This window comes from Dapis purpurea BLCC-M126, from assembly GCF_050015975.1.
Taxonomy (GTDB): Bacteria; Cyanobacteriota; Cyanobacteriia; order Cyanobacteriales; family Microcoleaceae; genus Trichodesmium.
Genome location: NZ_JBNHER010000260.1, coordinates 22,998 through 40,214 on the forward strand (window position 1 = coordinate 22,998; position 17,217 = coordinate 40,214).

The following is a 17,217-nucleotide window of genomic DNA, read 5'->3' on the forward strand; positions in this document are numbered from 1 at the left end:
ATTCTATGCTTTCATCAGAGTTAACAGGTAATCTTGAATAGTATAATTTACCTAACAGTAAAATTACTATATAGCAATCCTATTTCAGTTGTAATATTTTGGTGGTAGTTGGTGGTCAAGTAGAGTAGCTACCAGATTGGCGACGTGTAGGAGTCAGAATTTCAAAGGCTTCCAGTTAAAATTAACTTTTGTAAAAAGTTGCACGAATCATTTCATATTGCTATATATAATTAAGAATACTATTCCTGGTTTAATATTCGCAACCATATAACAACTGTAGTACCACTATTAATTGCTAAATCTTGCTCTTTTAAATAACTGGGTAACCATTGAGTATCTACAGGAGAATAGACTTGAATTTTACCTTGCATTTCATCTATCAAATTACGAGCAATTACTAATCCTAATCCTGTTCCTGGAATATTTGTTTTAGCTTTTTCTCCCCGATAGTTTCGTTCAAATAAATGTTCTAAATCTTCTGATGGAATGCCATAACCTGTATCACTGATAGCTATTGCCAGCATTGCTTCTGTTTTACTATGAATTGATTTATGATGATTTAGTTGGGGAGCTAAAGTTGCTAATTTAATATAAATATTTCCTTCTGTTGGAGTATACTTTAAAGCATTATCGATAATATTACTTAAGACTTCTCGCAAAGCTTTATAATTAGCTTTTACAATTGGTAAATCATCAGGAAAATCAACTTGTAAATCTATATTACTTTCATCAGCAATTGCTTTAGCAGAAACTAATAAAGGTTCTAAAACTTGTTGTACAGAAACTGACTCTAAAAAATTAGTTCCAGGTAGAAGTCGCAGAGGTAATAGTTTTTGATTAGTTTCTTGATGAGCATCTATTATTTCTTCTGTATCTTCATTTCGAGTTGTGCTTTGAATATACTCACTTTGAGCAGTAATACTCAATATGTCTTCCCCAACATCAACAGTTTCATCAATTTGTTCAATTAGTTCTGTAAGGCGATCGCTTTCCCGTAAAATACTATTAGCTATATTCCAGTTTTTATCTTCTGATAAAAATCTTTTCAGTAATAACTTACTAAAAGTTCGTAGTGCAGTTAATGGACTTTTCAACTGATGCAGTATATTGTGCATCGTATCAAACTGTTCAGATTGCAATTGTTGTTGTTGCTGAAATTGCTGCTTTAACCATTCAGAACGTTGATCTAAAATGCAGGCTATGGCAATAGTATGAGCTACTTGTTGAATTTGAGTTTTTTCTTTTTGATTCCAGGGTCGGTCTTCTCTTGCTGTTACTAGTAATCCCATGACTACTCCATCATGGATTAAGGGTAAAACAATTTGACGTTGTTGCCAAGGATAATTTTTTTCCCATCCAGGATTTGACTCTGTTGTACCGTTACTTACTTCTAAAATCGGAGAATTTTTCCCGATCGTTAAGGATGCTGCTGATAATTTCGGAAGGTTATCTAATGTTTGTATTTCTGGGGTGACTTTTAACGCCGAAGTTGTTTCTACACCTAGGGGTATTTCTGGATCTGCGATAATGGGAATTAGCTTGGTTTCACCCCCTTCTGCCAGTTTTTCTGTCAAGTAAACTATGCTTAAGGTCGCACCCCAACTAGATATGAGAGCGATCTGGGATCTGCAAAGTCCAATAAATTCTGTACTTGTGGGCATTAGCATTGGAGCTATTTGTGGGATTGTCAACTGGACATCAGTTTGTTTTAGATTTTAGATAACAAAGTGTATATTTTGTATCAAAATATTAAAAACACTTGAGTTTTTCAGCTAAAATTTATATAATCTTATCAAATTTGGTAGCCATAACTACACCCATCGGCTAACACAGGAGGTAAGGAAATTGGCTAGAAGACGTAAGCGCAAAAGTCGTCGTAGACAAGAAGGACGCAGGATTCTTGAGCAAGTGGCTCAGTATAGCATTGAAAGTGGTGAAGATAAACCAGTTACTGCTGCTCGTAAGTTTATTCATGCACAAGGTATTGTTCCACCTGCTGTACTTCTAGTTAGAAGAAATGAGCATACCACAGATCGGTACTTCTGGGCGGAAAAAGGTTTATTTGGAGCCCAATACGTTGAAGAAAATCATTTCTTGTTTCCGAGCTTAAAAGTTTTGATGGAACTTAAGACACCCGATAAAAAACCGGTACTTAGTTCTACTCCAAGTATAAATCAAGTTTAAGGATGTTGTATGAAACGTTTTTTTTCTGGGTTATCTAGAATGCTTTTTTTGAGTTATGACCAATAAGTACCAGGTGCTACATAAATTAAGCAAGCCGGTCATGCTTAAGTAGCATTCCCATTTTGTTTAATTTATGTAGTTATAATCGCAGATTTTATTGCCCTTGAAGGCTGAAGTAACTAGGATTTTAAGTTTCCATCTGCCAATGGATTTGAAATCTTAGTTATTTTTATTTTTTATAGCTTACCAAAATAAATTACCAATACTATTTTGATAACATTTTTTAACAAAATGCTATAGAAATGCCCAAGGATGGGTTTGGTTCTCTCCCAAATGTCTGTGGTAATTTTTCAGAAACTCTTTCATTTTTTTTGTCTTGGTTATCAGGATCTGAAAAACAGAGAGATTAATTAATTCCTTGAATCACTCTTAGGTAACTTATCAGGATAGAGGTTAATGTCTGGCCTATTTTTTGCCAAAAATTACTATGTACCCAGGAATCTTAGCCACAAGGTAAACTCTTGATGTTTGTTAATTTTTCTTACTCAATAGGCAAAAGTTAATCAATACCCTAAACTTTTATATTTTTAGTTTTATTCTTGGTATGCTTTCAAGTTTAGAGCTGTTTGTAAAGCTGCTAATTCATCTCTATGAGCTGTTATGGAAAGTAAACTTTTGGTTTGAGAACCCTCGGTCAATATTCCTTCCAACTTCAGATCGACTTGTTCTGGACGTTTAGACTTTTGCCAATAAAAAATACCTGCTAGGGGCGATACCAAAACTAGCCATATAAAGTATTGACTAAATTGAGGAACTAACATTGATATAGCTAACCCAAAACATAAAGCACCTAATGCTGCTAATAGAGTCAAGAAAAATGCTAAGAACCAACTAGGACGAACTATTCCTTCAAATGTAAGTTGATTCTGAGCTGCATTAACATTAACAATTCGGTAAGCCCGATAGCTAAAATATTCTTTTAAAGTAGTTAAAAGTGAGTCAGCTTCCTGTTCAGCTATCAGTTTCAGATTTTTAGTCCGAGCTTTGACTGATGCCTTGATAAAAAAAACTAGACCAATGGTAGATAAGAATGTCAGTATAAATGACGATATTAGAGCTGTATTATTCATACAATTTTAGATTTGAATAGTTGTTTGATATATTCTCTTTTACAATAGTTTACAAGATTAAAAAAAAAACTAGCTGCTTTGTGACTAACATCAGCTAGGGCTTATATTTCTATTTAGATTTTATAATTGAAAAATTGTCACAGAAAAATTGGCAACAAAAACACTATATTTTTTAGTCTTTGGCCAAAAATAGCAGCAAAGTTGCCCCCACCTATCCTATAGAATTTGTTTACAAGCTGGATGGTTGAATTTGAGGCCGAATATGAGCATGATTAGTATATTCATACCACAGTCTTGACAAATCTATAGCTTGAGGTCGCCATTGGGGAATAATTTGATACATTCTCCGTGGACGTCCTCTTCCTTCCACCTTTTTCCAATAGCCAATAATTGTCCCTTGGTCCTCCAGAAATTTCAGAGCGCTATACAACACAGTGTCAGAAAGTCGATAAATAGGATAGTCCCTTTCTAATTGACCAATCAATTCAGTTCCATAAGAGTCTCTTTGCAATAATACAGATAGGATATAGCACACCGCTAGTTCTTTATTTAGATAGACCGGAGGGGGACTTTGGAAAAATTGATAAATGTCCTCGAAACAAGTCATCTGAATTTACCCACTCACTCTACCTTCCAATCTATCGTGCTAATCATTAGACTGACCACTCATTCTCGGATTAAGTCAAAAGTCAAAAGGTAAAAAACAAAAGTCAAGATGTGCTGCAAGCATTCAACTGTTATAGTAATCCTAGATGATTTTGGAGAAAGGTTTTGTGTCAATACCTTACGCTGTCTAGAGTGCTTCTCTATTTTCATTTAGGACTACTATAGTTATCAGTTATTAGTTTCTGAGCATATATTAAGGATGTCTAAATCAATATTGAAATACTGATGGATAATTAACAGAATGAGTAGAAGAACATCGGTTTACCGGAGGTTATCTACCAAAAACATTCTAGATTTTTTTCGGAAGAATTTTAGAAACTGATATGACTTCAACCAATTTGTATTTCATTTTTCTTGCTCAGGTGCTAATAGCTAATAGCTGAATGTTTATGTTTTGAGGTTAGTTAAATTGGATTTATGCCTAACATAGCTTGTAAAGTTAAAGTTAGGAAAATAAATGTCCCAATAATTAAGCCAATGAGAGCGATTGCCGTGATAGGTTTATTTAAAAGTGGTTTTAGTTGGTCGAATAGAAAGAAGAATATGCCAAGGGTTATGGTGATAAAGTACCTTGGGTAGCGGGAGACATTATTAAAGAAATCTTGCATGATTTTGTTAGATAAAAATTCAACTCTAAACAATGTTATTAGTTTAATATCTGCTTAGTCAATTTGTGACCAAATCCAATATATCCATCCTTTTACAGTAGAAGCTCGTCTGTCTATTGTTGTATTTTTGATTTTTAAATTACTTTCAGACATGATTTTAGTAATTTGTTCTTTTGAGATAATATCCCCAGTTTTTAAGGATAACTTAAATACTTGATGAAATATTTCGTGTACCAAAATTTTTTCAATTAATTTTAAATATTTCAGTTTGTGTGGTTGGCGCAAAAGATATTTTGCTTCATGGGTTAATGTAAATATTTTTCCCTGCTTTTCTATGAGTCCTAAATATTTTCCAGCACTTGTATAGTAATCTGTTTGTCTCTTATCAAATTGATAATTTTCTGTAATATTATTTGGAGTTAAATCATTTTCTAGTAGCAAGGAGATTAAGTCTATTAGTCTGTCAAATTTGTCTGCTTGTGGAAATGGTATTTTTTGCGGTTCGGGAATTATTTTAATCTGAGTTAGTAGTAATTCTACCTCACTTTTCTGTATTTGTTCTGAAGCAATTTGATAATTTTTCTGTTCGACCAAAGTGATCGAGTTATAGTCTGATATATCTGAAAATTCATAAATAAAAAAGCTGAAAATGTCGTTAGAGTATGTCATTAATACTGGTACAACTTTTTTACTTATTTTTGTAGACCATAATCTACAGGGATAATATAGTTGTCTAATTAAAAAATCCTCAACTCTGTAGTTTTTAGCCTCAATTAAAATTAAACAATCATCAGTTTCAAAACCTCCATCTATTTCACACTGAGAATTAGTAACATTAATTGAATATGACTGGTTATTAATAGAATTTTCAATGAAGAAGTCAAAAGTTCGAGTAGACATCCTACCTGAGACGGTGAATTTAGTTTTTGAGTCTACTAAATCATCAATAATACCAATATTAAATGCACAAAGTAATGCAGAACTTTCAGAATATAAATTAGTGTAATCTATAGTTTCTATTTGTCTGGGAAATTGCCAATAAATAGTTTGAATTTCCAGATTGTATCTGACTGGTAAGTGTGTATGAAAGTTACCGATAATATATTGAGAACGAGAAAGTGGTAGGATTGATAAATTATTATCTCTGAATATTTTTGGCAAGTTAACAATATGGTCAAATTTTGCCATAAGTCTACTTTCTCGTTCCTGATTAATTTGAGATGCTTCTATTTTGAAACAGCCGTTTTTATTGACCTTCTCTAATATTTGATATTTCTCGAATAGCTTTTCCCATGCTTCATCATTTTTAGTCATCTGAAAAATTTAATACTATAATTTCATCAATTTTTCCTCTTTTGAATCCTTTGGAATTAATATTTCTTGCTGCCCTTACTATTTTGATTTTATCTTGATAATCTTGATACAAATCCATAATAAAATCTGTTTGAGAATTGCTCAAAATAACCAGGCAACCTCTCTGTGTTAACTCATCAAAAACTTCCTTTAATCTTTTCTGTTCATTCCTGTTAAAACCATTGGCATCATATCCAGTGAAAGATGCCGTATCAGAAATAGGATCATAAGGAGGATCGAAATAGATAACATCACCTTTTTTTGCATTTTTAACCGCCTCTTCAAAATCTATATTTAATAATTTCACTTGAGATTTGTTTAAATAAATACTCACAGCTTTTAAAACAGCTTCATCTAAAATATTAGGTTTTTTGTACCTACCAAAAGGAACATTAAACTGCCCCTGAGAATTTACTCTAAATAAACCGTTATAACAAGTTTTATTCAAATAGATAATTCTGGCTGCCTTTTTTACTTTTGAGAGTTTTTTATATTCTTTTGGTGAACGGTCTAAATCTCTAATTTCATAAAAATAATCGGCACTATTATTTTCTTGATGGTTTCTTAACTCCTCAATCAAATCATCCAATGAATCTCTAACTACCTCGTAACAGTTGATTAATTCCTGATTTTTATCATTAATAACTGCTCTGGTTGGTTGCAATTCAAATAGAAGCGCACCTCCACCAATAAAAGGTTCATAATATCTACATTTTTTGAGGGATTTTTGATCGATATATTTGATTAATTCAGGTAATAATTGCCTTTTGCCTCCTGCCCATTTCAAAAAAGGTCTAACTATTGAATTTTTGCGCACTAAAAAATACCTCTATTCAGTTATCAGTTATCAGTTATCAGTTATCAGTCAATCTGCCTTTTTACGCAGCATGACCTAGGAAAGCCAGAGGCTTGAAATATTGAATATAATATCTTTTCATCCCCTTGAAAAGTTTTCTGAAAAAGCCTTATATTTTTCTGCCCTTGTCTGCCAAAAATGTTAACTTTATGCAGCTTTTTAGACATACGCCCCTACTATTATTTTTGGCTTTTCGGTCTATTATACCAATTAAAAAATAGTAAGTCATTGCGACTGGAACGGAGTGGAAACAAGCAATCTCAGAGTTTGCCCGATATTGCTTCCTATCGTCGCAATGATAACAACTCCAACTCATTATTTAAGTAGGTAGGCACAAATAAACGCCACTATTAAAGGAAATGTTTAAGCAGTTAAAATCCTTTTTTGAGATTGCTTCCTTCCACGGAGTGACCGTCGCAATGACAGAGTTTTTTTGTACTTCTATTCTCTGGTTAAAAATATAGTAAGGAAATATTAAAGCAGTTAAAACCCTTGAGATTGCTTCCTTCCACTCCGTCACAGTCGCAATGACAGACTTTTTTTTGTACTTCTATTCTCTGGTTAAAAATATAGAAGAAGTGAAAAGAGTGCTTGCTTAATTTATTAAAAAATAGTCCTAACTGATAACTGATAACTGATAACTGATAACTGATAACTGACTTACAACCCATTTCCAATTAACAGAAATGGTGCCCAATAATAGGGATGACTATACTCACTATTAATCATAGAAATTTGTGCTTTTTGTATTGCCGCTGCCTTGCTTGCTCCATTCTTCAAAGCTGCATAAAAATCATTCATAAATTCTTGAGTACCTTGATCATCAACTCGCCATAAAGTTGCAATACTTGCTTTTGCTCCAGCTTCTTGTATTTTATAACCAAAACCAAGTATTTCTTCTCCATTTCCTAGCTTTTTTCCCAAAGCAGTTTGACAAGCACTAAAAATGACTAATTCTACATTATTTAAATTCCAATCTTCCACATCTCGTAAAGTAGCGCGATCGCCATCTCCAAATAATATAAAAGATTCTTCTGGATGACCACTTACAAAAGCAGAATGAGTAGCAAAATGTAGAATATTATAGCTATCCAATTGTGCTTCTATAGCTTCTTTAGTAAAAGCATTACCTAATAATCTATTGGTTTCAGGAAATACCTTTTGTATCTCCTTTACCTCTACTCCTGAAAAGGGCAATGATTCAAATTGAAATTGGCGCTGACCCACCTTAAAATTATAACTTCCTTCTGTTAAAGCACCTGCTAAAATTACAGGTTCAAATTTACCCCTACGTTCTAATTCCATTAAACTTGCAGCAGTAATATTATTAATTTTAAACCTTTCTGCCAACCATTTTTTTCCATCATGTAGCCCTGCTAAAGGAATATAACGTAGTTGACTATCAGGTGCATAAATAATTGTTTTAGCTTGAGTAAGTTTTAGGTGAGGTTCAATAGGTTTAATTAACCAATTGTATAGTTTTAATCCTGCCTGCATAACTCTTTGGTCAGATTGATTTCTATTTGTTAATTGTCCTCTTAATCGAAAGATAGTTTGATTAAATTCTTTCTGATTTACTAAAACAGTGCGATGAAATGGAGGAGAATTAGCAGTAACTAATATTAATTCTAGTCGCTCTTCTAAAAGTAATGGATATAAGACTACAGTATTTTGAAGGTTATTTTCCTTTAGTTCAGACTGTAGCCAAACTGCTATATTTGAAGTTAGCTTTTGACTCCTAGAATTTTTCTCTAATTCTGAAACTATAGATTTGACTTCTTGACTATCAAAAAATTGCTCAATTTTTACTAATTGTTCCTGTAAGTTATTTGGATTTTTACTATGGCTTTTAGCAGCTTCATCTATTAGCTGAGTATACTTTTCCCAAAACACCTGTTCTGGCTCTAGTAATGGAATTTCACTATATTCATAATCATCGGTTTGTAAGCTCCCAATATATTCAAATGTCTCTTGTATGTGCAGTAAATCTAAAATTTGGTGTGCTTCTAAAGCCCGTTTTTTTTGCAGCAATAAGTCAGCCAAAGTGCGATATATTTCAGCATTGTTTTCTATATATAAATTTTGCTGTTCTACTGGTAATTTTTTCAAATCTTTCCGAATATTTTCAGTAATATTAACTGATTTTTTATAGAAAATTATTGCCAATTCATCCTGATTTTTTCTTTCTAATAATTTACCTATATCAGCAAGAATAATTCTCTCTCTATCTTGGTTTCCAAGCTGTTGTGCAATAATCAAAGTATTAGTAAAAAAAATTCGAGATTCTGAATGTTGATTTGATTCTCGATGAACTCTGCCAATATGATGAAGAGTATCTGAATTATTATGTCTATCGCCGATTTCTTGTTGAATAGCTAATGCTTCCTGATGATATTTTAATGCCTCAGAATATTTCTCTTGTTCTCTATAAATTACACCTATATTATCTAGAGTTTTGGCAATACCAATATTGTCTTTATTTTTCCGATTAACCTCCAAAGCTTGTTGATAATATTTTAAAGCTTGAGGAAATTCCTTTAAGTGATAATAAATTGCTCCAATATTATTTAAAAGTTTCGCTTTTTCTGGATAATTTTTATTTAAAGCCTGCTGATAAAAATTTATAGCTTGCTCATACTGCCCTAACTGGGAATATACCAAACCAATATTACTTAAAATAGCACTGATATTTTCATTATCTTTCTCCTGTTGAGCATTTTTCAAAGCTTCTTGATAAAATTCTAAAGCTTTAAGATATTTACTTTGAGCATCATAAACAACAGCAATTTTATTTAAAGTCCTGATAAATCCAGAGCGATCACTCTCTTGAGTATAAATTTCTAATACTTGTTTGAATTTTTCTAGAGCAACTTCAAATTGACCATTATTAAATTCTTCTGTTGCCTGTTGCTCAAGTTGTTGTGCTTCAGTTTTTAGATTGTTTTGTGAAATGGAATAACTCTCATTTTTTGTAAGTTTTGCCAGTGCTTGTGAATTTATTTTCACCTTTTTCTCAACTACTATAAATGGAGGAATCATTAATAAACATATAGTAGGTATAATTAAACTCAAATTTTTCCAACTTATCATTTTACTAACTAAATTTTTTGTGTGTCTTGATTTCTATTATATATAGATATGAGTTATATTAAATTCAGATGAATAGTCATAAAATTTGATATCGGATTTTTCATACAGTTGAGGTATATAGTTTTCCTTCCCTCTTGTTAATTTTTCCTTCTTCCTTAGCAAATTATACCAATTACCAAAAAAATTGCTATACCTGAATTTTCTATTTAGAGGTTGGTGAATTAAAGATAGATCCCTTATATATCAGAGGTTAAAATTATAAAAAAGTCCCATGAAATTACTACAAACAGCTCACAAACTGGGAATTTTTGCCAAAATATAGAGAACAGAAAAAATACTGTACCTCATTAATATGATAACCACTATATAATTATATAATCAAATCAATAAAATCAAAAAATAGGGAATTGAGCTATAAATTTACTTTCCAATTCCCTCAAAATTTTTTATTTGTTATGATGAATTTTTTGCTTTTTAGCGTGTTAAGTTGTGATATTACTCGTCTACCGACTTATTTTTACTCTCCTTGGATAAATCTGATGCTGAATTATCAGCTTCACTTTTTTCCTCAGCAGAAACAGAAGTAACTTTTTCTTCCCCATTATCACTATCTCCAGTAGTTATTTTTTCTGGTGATTTTAGGTTATCTTGAACTTCAGAAACTTCTGCATTTATTGGAGTTTCTGCAATAGCTTTTTCAGTAGATATAGATTCTGCTTCTGAGGATAAAGTTGGTTCTTTTTCAACTTCTGCCAAAGTAGTTTCCTCTACCTGAATATCAGATATGACAGACTCTTCTTTTTCCATTAAAGATTCTTGCTCAAATTGAGTATCTTCGGTCTGACTAATAGTCTCATTAATTTCTGAAGTAACTTCTTCACTAGACGTTAATTGCTCACTATCAGCTTTAATTTTTGTAGATGTTGAGTCAGAATCAGTATTTTTAGTATCTCTACCTTGAATGGCATTTTTAATATTGCTCAAGATTCCACTCACAGGTGTCAATAACTGAGAAAAACCACTAGCTTTTTTAGATGAACTTGTTTGTAATTCCTGAGATGTTTCTGATACAGTTTGGGAATCAGTTAAAACATTATCTTCTGTCATACTTTCAGTTGTATCTGCTTCAGACTTTTCTGTCACTTTGCTGGAGTCCAAAGTAGTTTCATCTGATAATAATTCCGATTTATTTTCTCCTGCTTTAACTTCATTAACAAACTCTTCAGTAGTAATATTTTCTAACTGTTGAATAGAAGTTTCTGTTGACTCAGCCAAATCTAATTTAGGCATAGTCTCTACTTCTGGTGTAGATGTTGTCTGAGGAAGAGTTGTTGATTTTTCCTGAGTATTATCTTGAGTACTTTTCTGAGTTGATATTTTGGTTTGCTCTGCAACTGGAGTCACTTGGCGACGCAACGTCAGGGTTTCCCAACCAAACCAACCTATTAAAGCAACACCTGCCACTTGACCTAATAGCACTGCACCTGTAATTCTACCAGCACAGAACCATAATACTAGGGCATAGAAAAGACCTACACCACTCCAGATAAAATCATTTTTCCGATGGACTTCTGGAAAGAAAAAGGCCACCATATATAAAGCTAAACTACCAAGACCAACAGCTAAGGCCAGTATGTTTGTAAGCATAAGTTTAGGTACTCCCACTATACATTTGTATATGGCGTCATTTTATCGTTCAATAACTCCTAATAACTTCTGCATTTTCAATTTCAACCCATCATAGCTAACTCAGTAGAGAATATGTAGTGAGATAATGCCCAGTTTAGAACTTATTGTTTGACTAATCACATTTTATATACTAGATATAGTTCAGAGTTAAAGATTTGTTAATTCAATCGTGAGTTTAATCACTTTTTTACCTACTTTCAAGTCACAGACGATTACTAAAGTTGTCTCTTAAGATGTCAGTGTTAGAAAAGCCTCAAAATAAATTGTTCTATATTTTCATCAAAATGAAAGGAGGGTGTGAAATGTGGGAAAAAATTTTGTTAGCTGCTGCTGTTACTTTCTCTTTACATATTTTTGCAGGGATAGATTTATCTGATATTAAGTCACCTGTTTCCTCTTTATCTCCTTCTGTAACTACCGCAGACAATAAACTGCCAAATTTATCTTATGTTGAAGAAAGTTTTCAGTTTTCAACTATGACAAATCTCAAAACTTTTATCGACCAATAATTTAAGATTAATATAGTATTTCTGAACTTCTAATAAATTAGAATAAATGTGTTTGAGATATTACTAATTTTTTTGATAGGCATAACTCCTTGCCTAGTTTCTTTATGGATTCTCCACAAACTTGAAGCAAGGATTACAGAAAGACTTAACTCAATCAGATTAGCTGTAAACTATAGAGAAATAACAGCTATATCTAGCCAACCAGAACAACAATATATTCAAGGTGTAGGATATATAGTAGGAGACATAACTTGTAAGTTTAATGCTAGGTCTTCTCAAGTCCGTTGTGCTGTTAATCCCCTTGGCCCATGTAAAGATTGTCGTGATTATCAGTCAATAGATATTGATTAATTGAAGTCATTTCCTAGTCTTTTGATGATTTTCATTTATTGTGAAGGTAGAGAACAGGTAACAGGAAATAGAAAATACCTCTAATTATAAGTTTTAAAGCAATAAATTTTGTCAACTACTTAAATTTTTTTTAGCATATCACTACTTATACACCACTACCAGTAATTTAATATCAAATTCCCACAAAGTAGTTACTTATAGATTTATTATTTATGCCTACAACCTAACACTTTATAAATCATATAAATTGTTAAAATTAAATATTTTTATTCTTTTTGTAGATATTTAGCGACAAATTAAAGTTTAAAGCCTCTCCTTGGCTATGTCACTGGCTGTCGCCAATATAAAAATTATTAATTATTGAACTTTTCTCTGGCTATAGCAATATTTTATGAAATTGGTATAACAGCCCAACAGATAGTACGATTCAAAATTTAGACTTGTGGAAATATTCTAATCCTAAAAATATAGCTGTCACAGTTCCACAAACACTTATGTCTCCCATCAAAACTCTCTGAATAACCTCAGAAACAGGTATTAAAACTACTTCAATTTCTTCTGTAATATCAAGATCTTGTTGTTGAGACTTAATAACATTTTCAGCAATAAATAAATGAATAGAATTAGTATCTTTAACCGGATTATCATATAAAGTTGCTAACTTAATTAATTTCTCAGCAACATATCCAGTTTCTTCAGTTAATTCTCTTGCTGCAGCAACTTCCCCAATTTCTGCTTTAGGGTTAAAAGATCCCGCAGGTAGCTCTAATAGAACTTCACTAACTCCATGTCTATATTGACGGACAAAGACAATTTCTTGTTGAACAGTTACAGGAAAAACAAGAGCAATATCTGGTCTAACATTAATAAAAAAATCATCTATAATTGTGCCATTCGGTAACTCAACTTCATCCTGTCTTACCTGACACCATTGATTATTAATTACTAACCTAGATTGTAAAAGATTCCATTTTTTCAACTCAGTCATAAATCAATAGATATGAGTAACCATTTAATCAACTCAACTAGACTAACTCAAGAGTTACAAAAAGTAACCTCAGACTTGCATCAAATTAACTCCTTTGCTGGACTACTTCGCTTTCTTGTATTAGGTTTTGCCTTCCTCATTTTAGTCATAATAGCCTGGTCAACATCCAATAACTATTTATTTTGGGGTACTAGCATTTTCGCGGGACTCTTGTATGCTTTCTGGCTAATTTGTACCCATGATATGACTCATCACACCTTAACTGGGTGGAGATGGTTTGACAGTATTATGCCTCGACTAATAAGTTGGCCGATGCTGTGGCCCTACAGTGTTTACGCTGTACTGCACCAACTACATCATGGATGGAATGGTAGTGACTTACGAGATCCAGAAAGGGTGCAGTGGACATGGCAAGAATATCAAAATTCTTATCCTCTTGTGCAATGGTATGTGCTTCATCAATGGAGTATTGATATTTTTCTGGCAGGAGGAGTGGGTTTAATTTTGAAAACTTTTATTCATGGTTGGCGCTACCGAAAGTTAGTTTCTCGTCTCCCCCAACAAATATTTCTAGATTTAGGAGGAATGGTATTAGTGCATGGAGTTATGCTAAGTTTTGCGATGATAAATGGGGCATTATTACGCTATTTACTGTTTTGGTTAATATTAGAAAGAGTAATTGGTATCGTGATGCAAACCCGTGACCATCTAGAACATTATGGACTTTGGAAAAAATCAGAAACTTATCAACTTACTCAACTTTATGCTGCTCGTAATCTTCAGGCAAGTTATTTTGTAGGATGGTTGATGGGAGGGTTAAATTATCATGCAGTTCATCATGCTTTTCCTGGGATTCCTTTCAATAATTTGCCAGAGGCTTTTCAGCGTATTCAAGGAGTTTTGAAGAGTCATAATTTACCTTTGATGAAAGTGGATGATGGTTATTGTCAGAAAACTTGTTTTTTGAGTATTCATCCTACTTTGATTTGTGAGGGTAAGTCTTCTGAGATTAGAGAATATGATCAAATCATTTTGACAATAAATAATGTTGTTTCTAATTAATATGTTTTCCTATTTTGATTCTAATTATTGGCTATAAATTAATCTACATTTGTATTGTGAAGAGTAAAAATAATTAGCCTAGGTAACAGGGAAAGACTTTGAAGTCGAAGGGCTACTTTTTATAGTTATATAAAATCTGGTTGTACCATTTATCAAAAACTTTTCTAGATTTTCTTTAGCCGGGAATTAGGGTCGGAGGGACGTTGGATGCAACGTCTGTACAGAGTAGTAAACATAAGAATAATTAACACGCTTGGCTAATTGCTGATAGCTAACTTCTGAATAATTACAATTATTCTAGCTAAATAAAAAACCCTAGAAACACTAATAAAATTACCGAATAATTAATAATTATGAATTAAATATCTTGGTTAAAAACCTCCCCTTGCAAGGAAAAAAAAGAAATAATATTTCCTGATATTCAATTCCCGTAGGGTTTTAACCAGAAGTAATTATCAATTATCAATTATCCATTATCCATTACTTAGTTCCTACTATCAATTAGAAATTTAACCACTGTATTACCATCTTTGGTGCGGGCAATAAAATCATTACCAATAAACCTAACATTAACAATCCTAAAAAGTCACGTTTATTATCTAGTTCACTAACATCATTAAGAGCAGGTTCATCAACAAGAGGCAGTAAAAATAAAAAGATTGCTAAAAATAAAAATTCCTTATTTATAAAAGCTAATAGTAATAACAAAAAACGGGAAATTTGACCAATAACCATGCCAGTGCGTTGACCAAACATGGCGTGTACTATATGACCTCCATCAAGTTGCCCAATAGGCATTAAATTATATGCGGTTACTACTAAACCTATGTAACCAGCTACTGCTACTGGATGTAAATCTATACCTTTGTTATAAGTTAATTCTGTACCTAATGCTAATTTACTTAATACAGCTAATAAAAAAGAAAAAGTCGGATTTAATGAATCTATAGATAATATTCCTGAATCTTCAGAAAGAGGCACAATACTAGAGTGAGATAAACCCCAAATTAATAGAGGTATTGTGACTACTAATCCGGCAATAGGGCCTGCTATACTAACATCAAATAAAGATTTACGATTAGGTACAGGACTTTGCATCCTAATAAATGCGCCAAAAGTTCCTAAGAAAAACGGTACTGGAATAAAATATGGTAAAGTTGTACGAATTTTGTATAATTGAGCTGTTATATAATGACCGAATTCATGGCATCCTAGAATCAAAATCAGAGCGATGGCATAAGGCAAACCTTGGATTAATAAATTAGGGTTATATTTTATGGCATCTTCAGAAATACCAGCTATTTCTCTCGCCCCTACTAATGTAGTAGTGAATAAAGTGATTAATAATAATCCTAAAGCCAACATTACAGGTTTTTTATATTCTTCAGACTCTTGAGTTTTATTATTACTACAACGTGGGTTAGGAACTAGAGCAAAGAAAGGTTTACCTTGAAAGCTATTTTGAAATACCACTAAGAAGCGATCGCCAAATTTTCCTTCTACATTTTCTCGTACTGTTTGATAAGCTTTTTCCGGGTTGGATCGTAACTGACCTCGACAAATAACTGCTTGAGCTCTATACTCTAAATTCCGCAGATAGTAGACTGTCCAAGGAAAACAATTTCGTAAGCCAGCTTCTTCTGTTTTGTCTATTGCTAGTTTTGGTGGAGTTTGGTTGATAATTTGAGTAGGGTCAATTTCTGGTTTACTCTGGGAGTTACTATTTTCTATTTTTGATTTATCTGATTTACTTGGAGCATAACGTCCCTGCTGTACCAATAACCAGTATAGGTAAGGACAAAAAATAAAAGGGATGATAATTAATCCAGGAGGTAGTTGTTTTTGACCATAGATTAATAACCAACTCGTCCAGATTAAAGCAGGTGTCATCATTACTAGCCATAATATCCAAATAGGAGTTCTAGTAATTTTACTTACACTACGCTGCAATATAAAGTATGTAATCAACCCTAATAAAATTAATAAAAAGAGCATAATAGTTTACTGAATTCTGTCTATTTCTAATTAAGTAAGAATACTGCCTTGACACAACAGCCTTTTGTCTCCAAACCTCCCCAGTTTGTCCTAGAAAATATTTTTGCTTTTTCCCCAAATCGGGATATTTTAGGAGGAACTTCTTATTTTATTGTAGAGAATCAGATCAACATTCTGATTGATTGTCCTGCCGATAATGAAACAAATCTAAAGTTTCTCATGGAACACGGAGGAGTAAAGTGGTTGTATATTACCCATCGTACTGCTATTGGCAAAGCAAAGGAAATTCAAGCAGCCTTCAAATGTGAGATTCTGATTCAAGAAGAAGAAGCTTATTTGTTGCCTGGGCTAAAAGTAACGACTTTTGAGCATGAGTTTAATTTGAGTCCACATACTAATGTTCTCTGGACTCCTGGACATTCTCCAGGTTCATCTTGTCTATACTATTCGGGGAATGGAGGTGTATTATTTACAGGTCGTCATTTGTTACCGAATAGTCAGGGGGAACCTGTTCCGTTGCGTATTGCTAAGACTTTTCATTGGCCTAGACAGGTTCAAAGTGTTAAATTTTTGATTGAGCGATTTTCTTCAGAAAATTTACAGTATATTTGTCCTGGTGCTAATACTGGTGCTTTGAGAGGTAAGCGAGTAATTGACTCAGCTTATGATAAGTTAGCATCTTTGAATTTAGATACTTACTCTCAAGTTAAATCATTGTTTTGACTGTCTTGAGGAT

The 17,217-nt window shown here is 32.7% G+C and carries 15 protein-coding genes; 5 read left to right on the forward strand and 10 right to left on the reverse strand.

The features are described from left to right. Positions 1-239 precede the first annotated feature (239 nt). Complete coding sequence (locus tag ACP6PL_RS23485) at positions 240-1,667, reverse strand: GAF domain-containing sensor histidine kinase (RefSeq protein ID WP_426547712.1); 1,428 nt, start codon at positions 1,665-1,667, stop codon at positions 240-242. Positions 1,668-1,845: 178 nt separating this feature from the next. Between ACP6PL_RS23485 and ACP6PL_RS23490 the strand changes: the two genes are divergently transcribed. Beyond that, complete coding sequence (locus ACP6PL_RS23490) at positions 1,846-2,184, forward strand: DUF3155 domain-containing protein (RefSeq protein WP_426547714.1); 339 nt, start codon at positions 1,846-1,848, stop codon at positions 2,182-2,184. A gap of 593 nt (positions 2,185-2,777) precedes the next feature. Here the strand turns inward: ACP6PL_RS23490 and ACP6PL_RS23495 are convergent. The 7 genes from ACP6PL_RS23495 to ACP6PL_RS23525 form a co-directional block, all read right to left on the reverse strand. Then, positions 2,778-3,314, reverse strand: a complete 537-nt coding sequence (locus ACP6PL_RS23495; protein ID WP_426547715.1) for a cofactor assembly of complex C subunit B — start codon at positions 3,312-3,314, stop codon at positions 2,778-2,780. A 229-nt stretch (positions 3,315-3,543) separates the two neighbouring features. Continuing rightward, entirely contained in the window at positions 3,544-3,921 is a 378-nt protein-coding gene (locus tag ACP6PL_RS23500; protein WP_426547716.1) for a PadR family transcriptional regulator, read from the reverse strand. 463 nt (positions 3,922-4,384) lie between these two features. After that, on the reverse strand, positions 4,385-4,588 hold the full coding sequence (locus ACP6PL_RS23505) for a DUF751 family protein (protein ID WP_426547844.1): 204 nt from the start codon (positions 4,586-4,588) through the stop codon (positions 4,385-4,387). Positions 4,589-4,642: 54 nt separating this feature from the next. Next, positions 4,643-5,902: a type II restriction enzyme gene (locus tag ACP6PL_RS23510; protein WP_426547717.1), complete on the reverse strand. Its 1,260-nt coding sequence runs from the start codon at positions 5,900-5,902 to the stop codon at positions 4,643-4,645. Further along, entirely contained in the window at positions 5,895-6,758 is an 864-nt protein-coding gene (locus ACP6PL_RS23515; RefSeq protein ID WP_426547718.1) for a DNA adenine methylase, read from the reverse strand. The genes ACP6PL_RS23510 and ACP6PL_RS23515 overlap by 8 nt, the downstream gene beginning before the upstream one ends. Positions 6,759-7,457: 699 nt before the next feature. Continuing rightward, positions 7,458-9,803, reverse strand: coding sequence for a CHAT domain-containing protein (locus ACP6PL_RS23520; protein ID WP_426547719.1), 2,346 nt, complete (start codon positions 9,801-9,803; stop codon positions 7,458-7,460). A 579-nt stretch (positions 9,804-10,382) separates the two neighbouring features. Further along, entirely contained in the window at positions 10,383-11,534 is a 1,152-nt protein-coding gene (locus ACP6PL_RS23525; RefSeq protein WP_426547720.1) for a Ycf66 family protein, read from the reverse strand. A 344-nt stretch (positions 11,535-11,878) separates the two neighbouring features. Here ACP6PL_RS23525 and ACP6PL_RS23530 point away from each other — a divergent pair, with 344 nt between their 5' ends. Both ACP6PL_RS23530 and ACP6PL_RS23535 read left to right on the forward strand, forming a co-directional pair. Then, complete coding sequence (locus ACP6PL_RS23530; RefSeq protein ID WP_426547721.1) at positions 11,879-12,085, forward strand: hypothetical protein; 207 nt, start codon at positions 11,879-11,881, stop codon at positions 12,083-12,085. A 48-nt stretch (positions 12,086-12,133) separates the two neighbouring features. Next, complete coding sequence (locus ACP6PL_RS23535) at positions 12,134-12,436, forward strand: DUF6464 family protein (RefSeq protein ID WP_426547723.1); 303 nt, start codon at positions 12,134-12,136, stop codon at positions 12,434-12,436. A 427-nt stretch (positions 12,437-12,863) separates the two neighbouring features. On the opposite strand, the gene ACP6PL_RS23540 is transcribed toward ACP6PL_RS23535, so the two are convergent. After that, positions 12,864-13,424 carry an NUDIX hydrolase gene (locus ACP6PL_RS23540; RefSeq protein ID WP_426547724.1) on the reverse strand — a complete coding sequence of 187 codons (561 nt, stop codon included), beginning with the start codon at positions 13,422-13,424 and terminating at the stop codon, positions 12,864-12,866. A gap of 12 nt (positions 13,425-13,436) precedes the next feature. Here ACP6PL_RS23540 and ACP6PL_RS23545 point away from each other — a divergent pair, with 12 nt between their 5' ends. Further along, on the forward strand, positions 13,437-14,486 hold the full coding sequence (locus tag ACP6PL_RS23545) for a fatty acid desaturase family protein (RefSeq protein WP_426547725.1): 1,050 nt from the start codon (positions 13,437-13,439) through the stop codon (positions 14,484-14,486). Between the two features lie 501 nt (positions 14,487-14,987). On the opposite strand, the gene ACP6PL_RS23550 is transcribed toward ACP6PL_RS23545, so the two are convergent. Continuing rightward, entirely contained in the window at positions 14,988-16,481 is a 1,494-nt protein-coding gene (locus tag ACP6PL_RS23550) for a site-2 protease family protein (protein ID WP_426547726.1), read from the reverse strand. Positions 16,482-16,529: 48 nt separating this feature from the next. On the opposite strand from ACP6PL_RS23550, the gene ACP6PL_RS23555 reads away from it, so the two are divergent. Next, positions 16,530-17,204, forward strand: coding sequence for an MBL fold metallo-hydrolase (locus ACP6PL_RS23555; RefSeq protein ID WP_426547727.1), 675 nt, complete (start codon positions 16,530-16,532; stop codon positions 17,202-17,204). The last annotated feature ends 13 nt before the right edge of the window (positions 17,205-17,217 follow it).

Coding starts and splice junctions, on each gene's coding strand:
- ACP6PL_RS23545 (WP_426547725.1), top strand. CDS start 13,437: ATGAGTAACCATTTAATCAACTCAACTAGACTAACTCAAGAGTTACAA.
- ACP6PL_RS23540 (WP_426547724.1), bottom strand. CDS start 13,424: ATGACTGAGTTGAAAAAATGGAATCTTTTACAATCTAGGTTAGTAATT.
- ACP6PL_RS23525 (WP_426547720.1), bottom strand. CDS start 11,534: ATGCTTACAAACATACTGGCCTTAGCTGTTGGTCTTGGTAGTTTAGCT.
- ACP6PL_RS23485 (WP_426547712.1), bottom strand. CDS start 1,667: ATGCTAATGCCCACAAGTACAGAATTTATTGGACTTTGCAGATCCCAG.
- ACP6PL_RS23530 (WP_426547721.1), top strand. CDS start 11,879: ATGTGGGAAAAAATTTTGTTAGCTGCTGCTGTTACTTTCTCTTTACAT.
- ACP6PL_RS23500 (WP_426547716.1), bottom strand. CDS start 3,921: ATGACTTGTTTCGAGGACATTTATCAATTTTTCCAAAGTCCCCCTCCG.
- ACP6PL_RS23505 (WP_426547844.1), bottom strand. CDS start 4,588: ATGCAAGATTTCTTTAATAATGTCTCCCGCTACCCAAGGTACTTTATC.
- ACP6PL_RS23510 (WP_426547717.1), bottom strand. CDS start 5,902: ATGACTAAAAATGATGAAGCATGGGAAAAGCTATTCGAGAAATATCAA.
- ACP6PL_RS23495 (WP_426547715.1), bottom strand. CDS start 3,314: ATGAATAATACAGCTCTAATATCGTCATTTATACTGACATTCTTATCT.
- ACP6PL_RS23550 (WP_426547726.1), bottom strand. CDS start 16,481: ATGCTCTTTTTATTAATTTTATTAGGGTTGATTACATACTTTATATTG.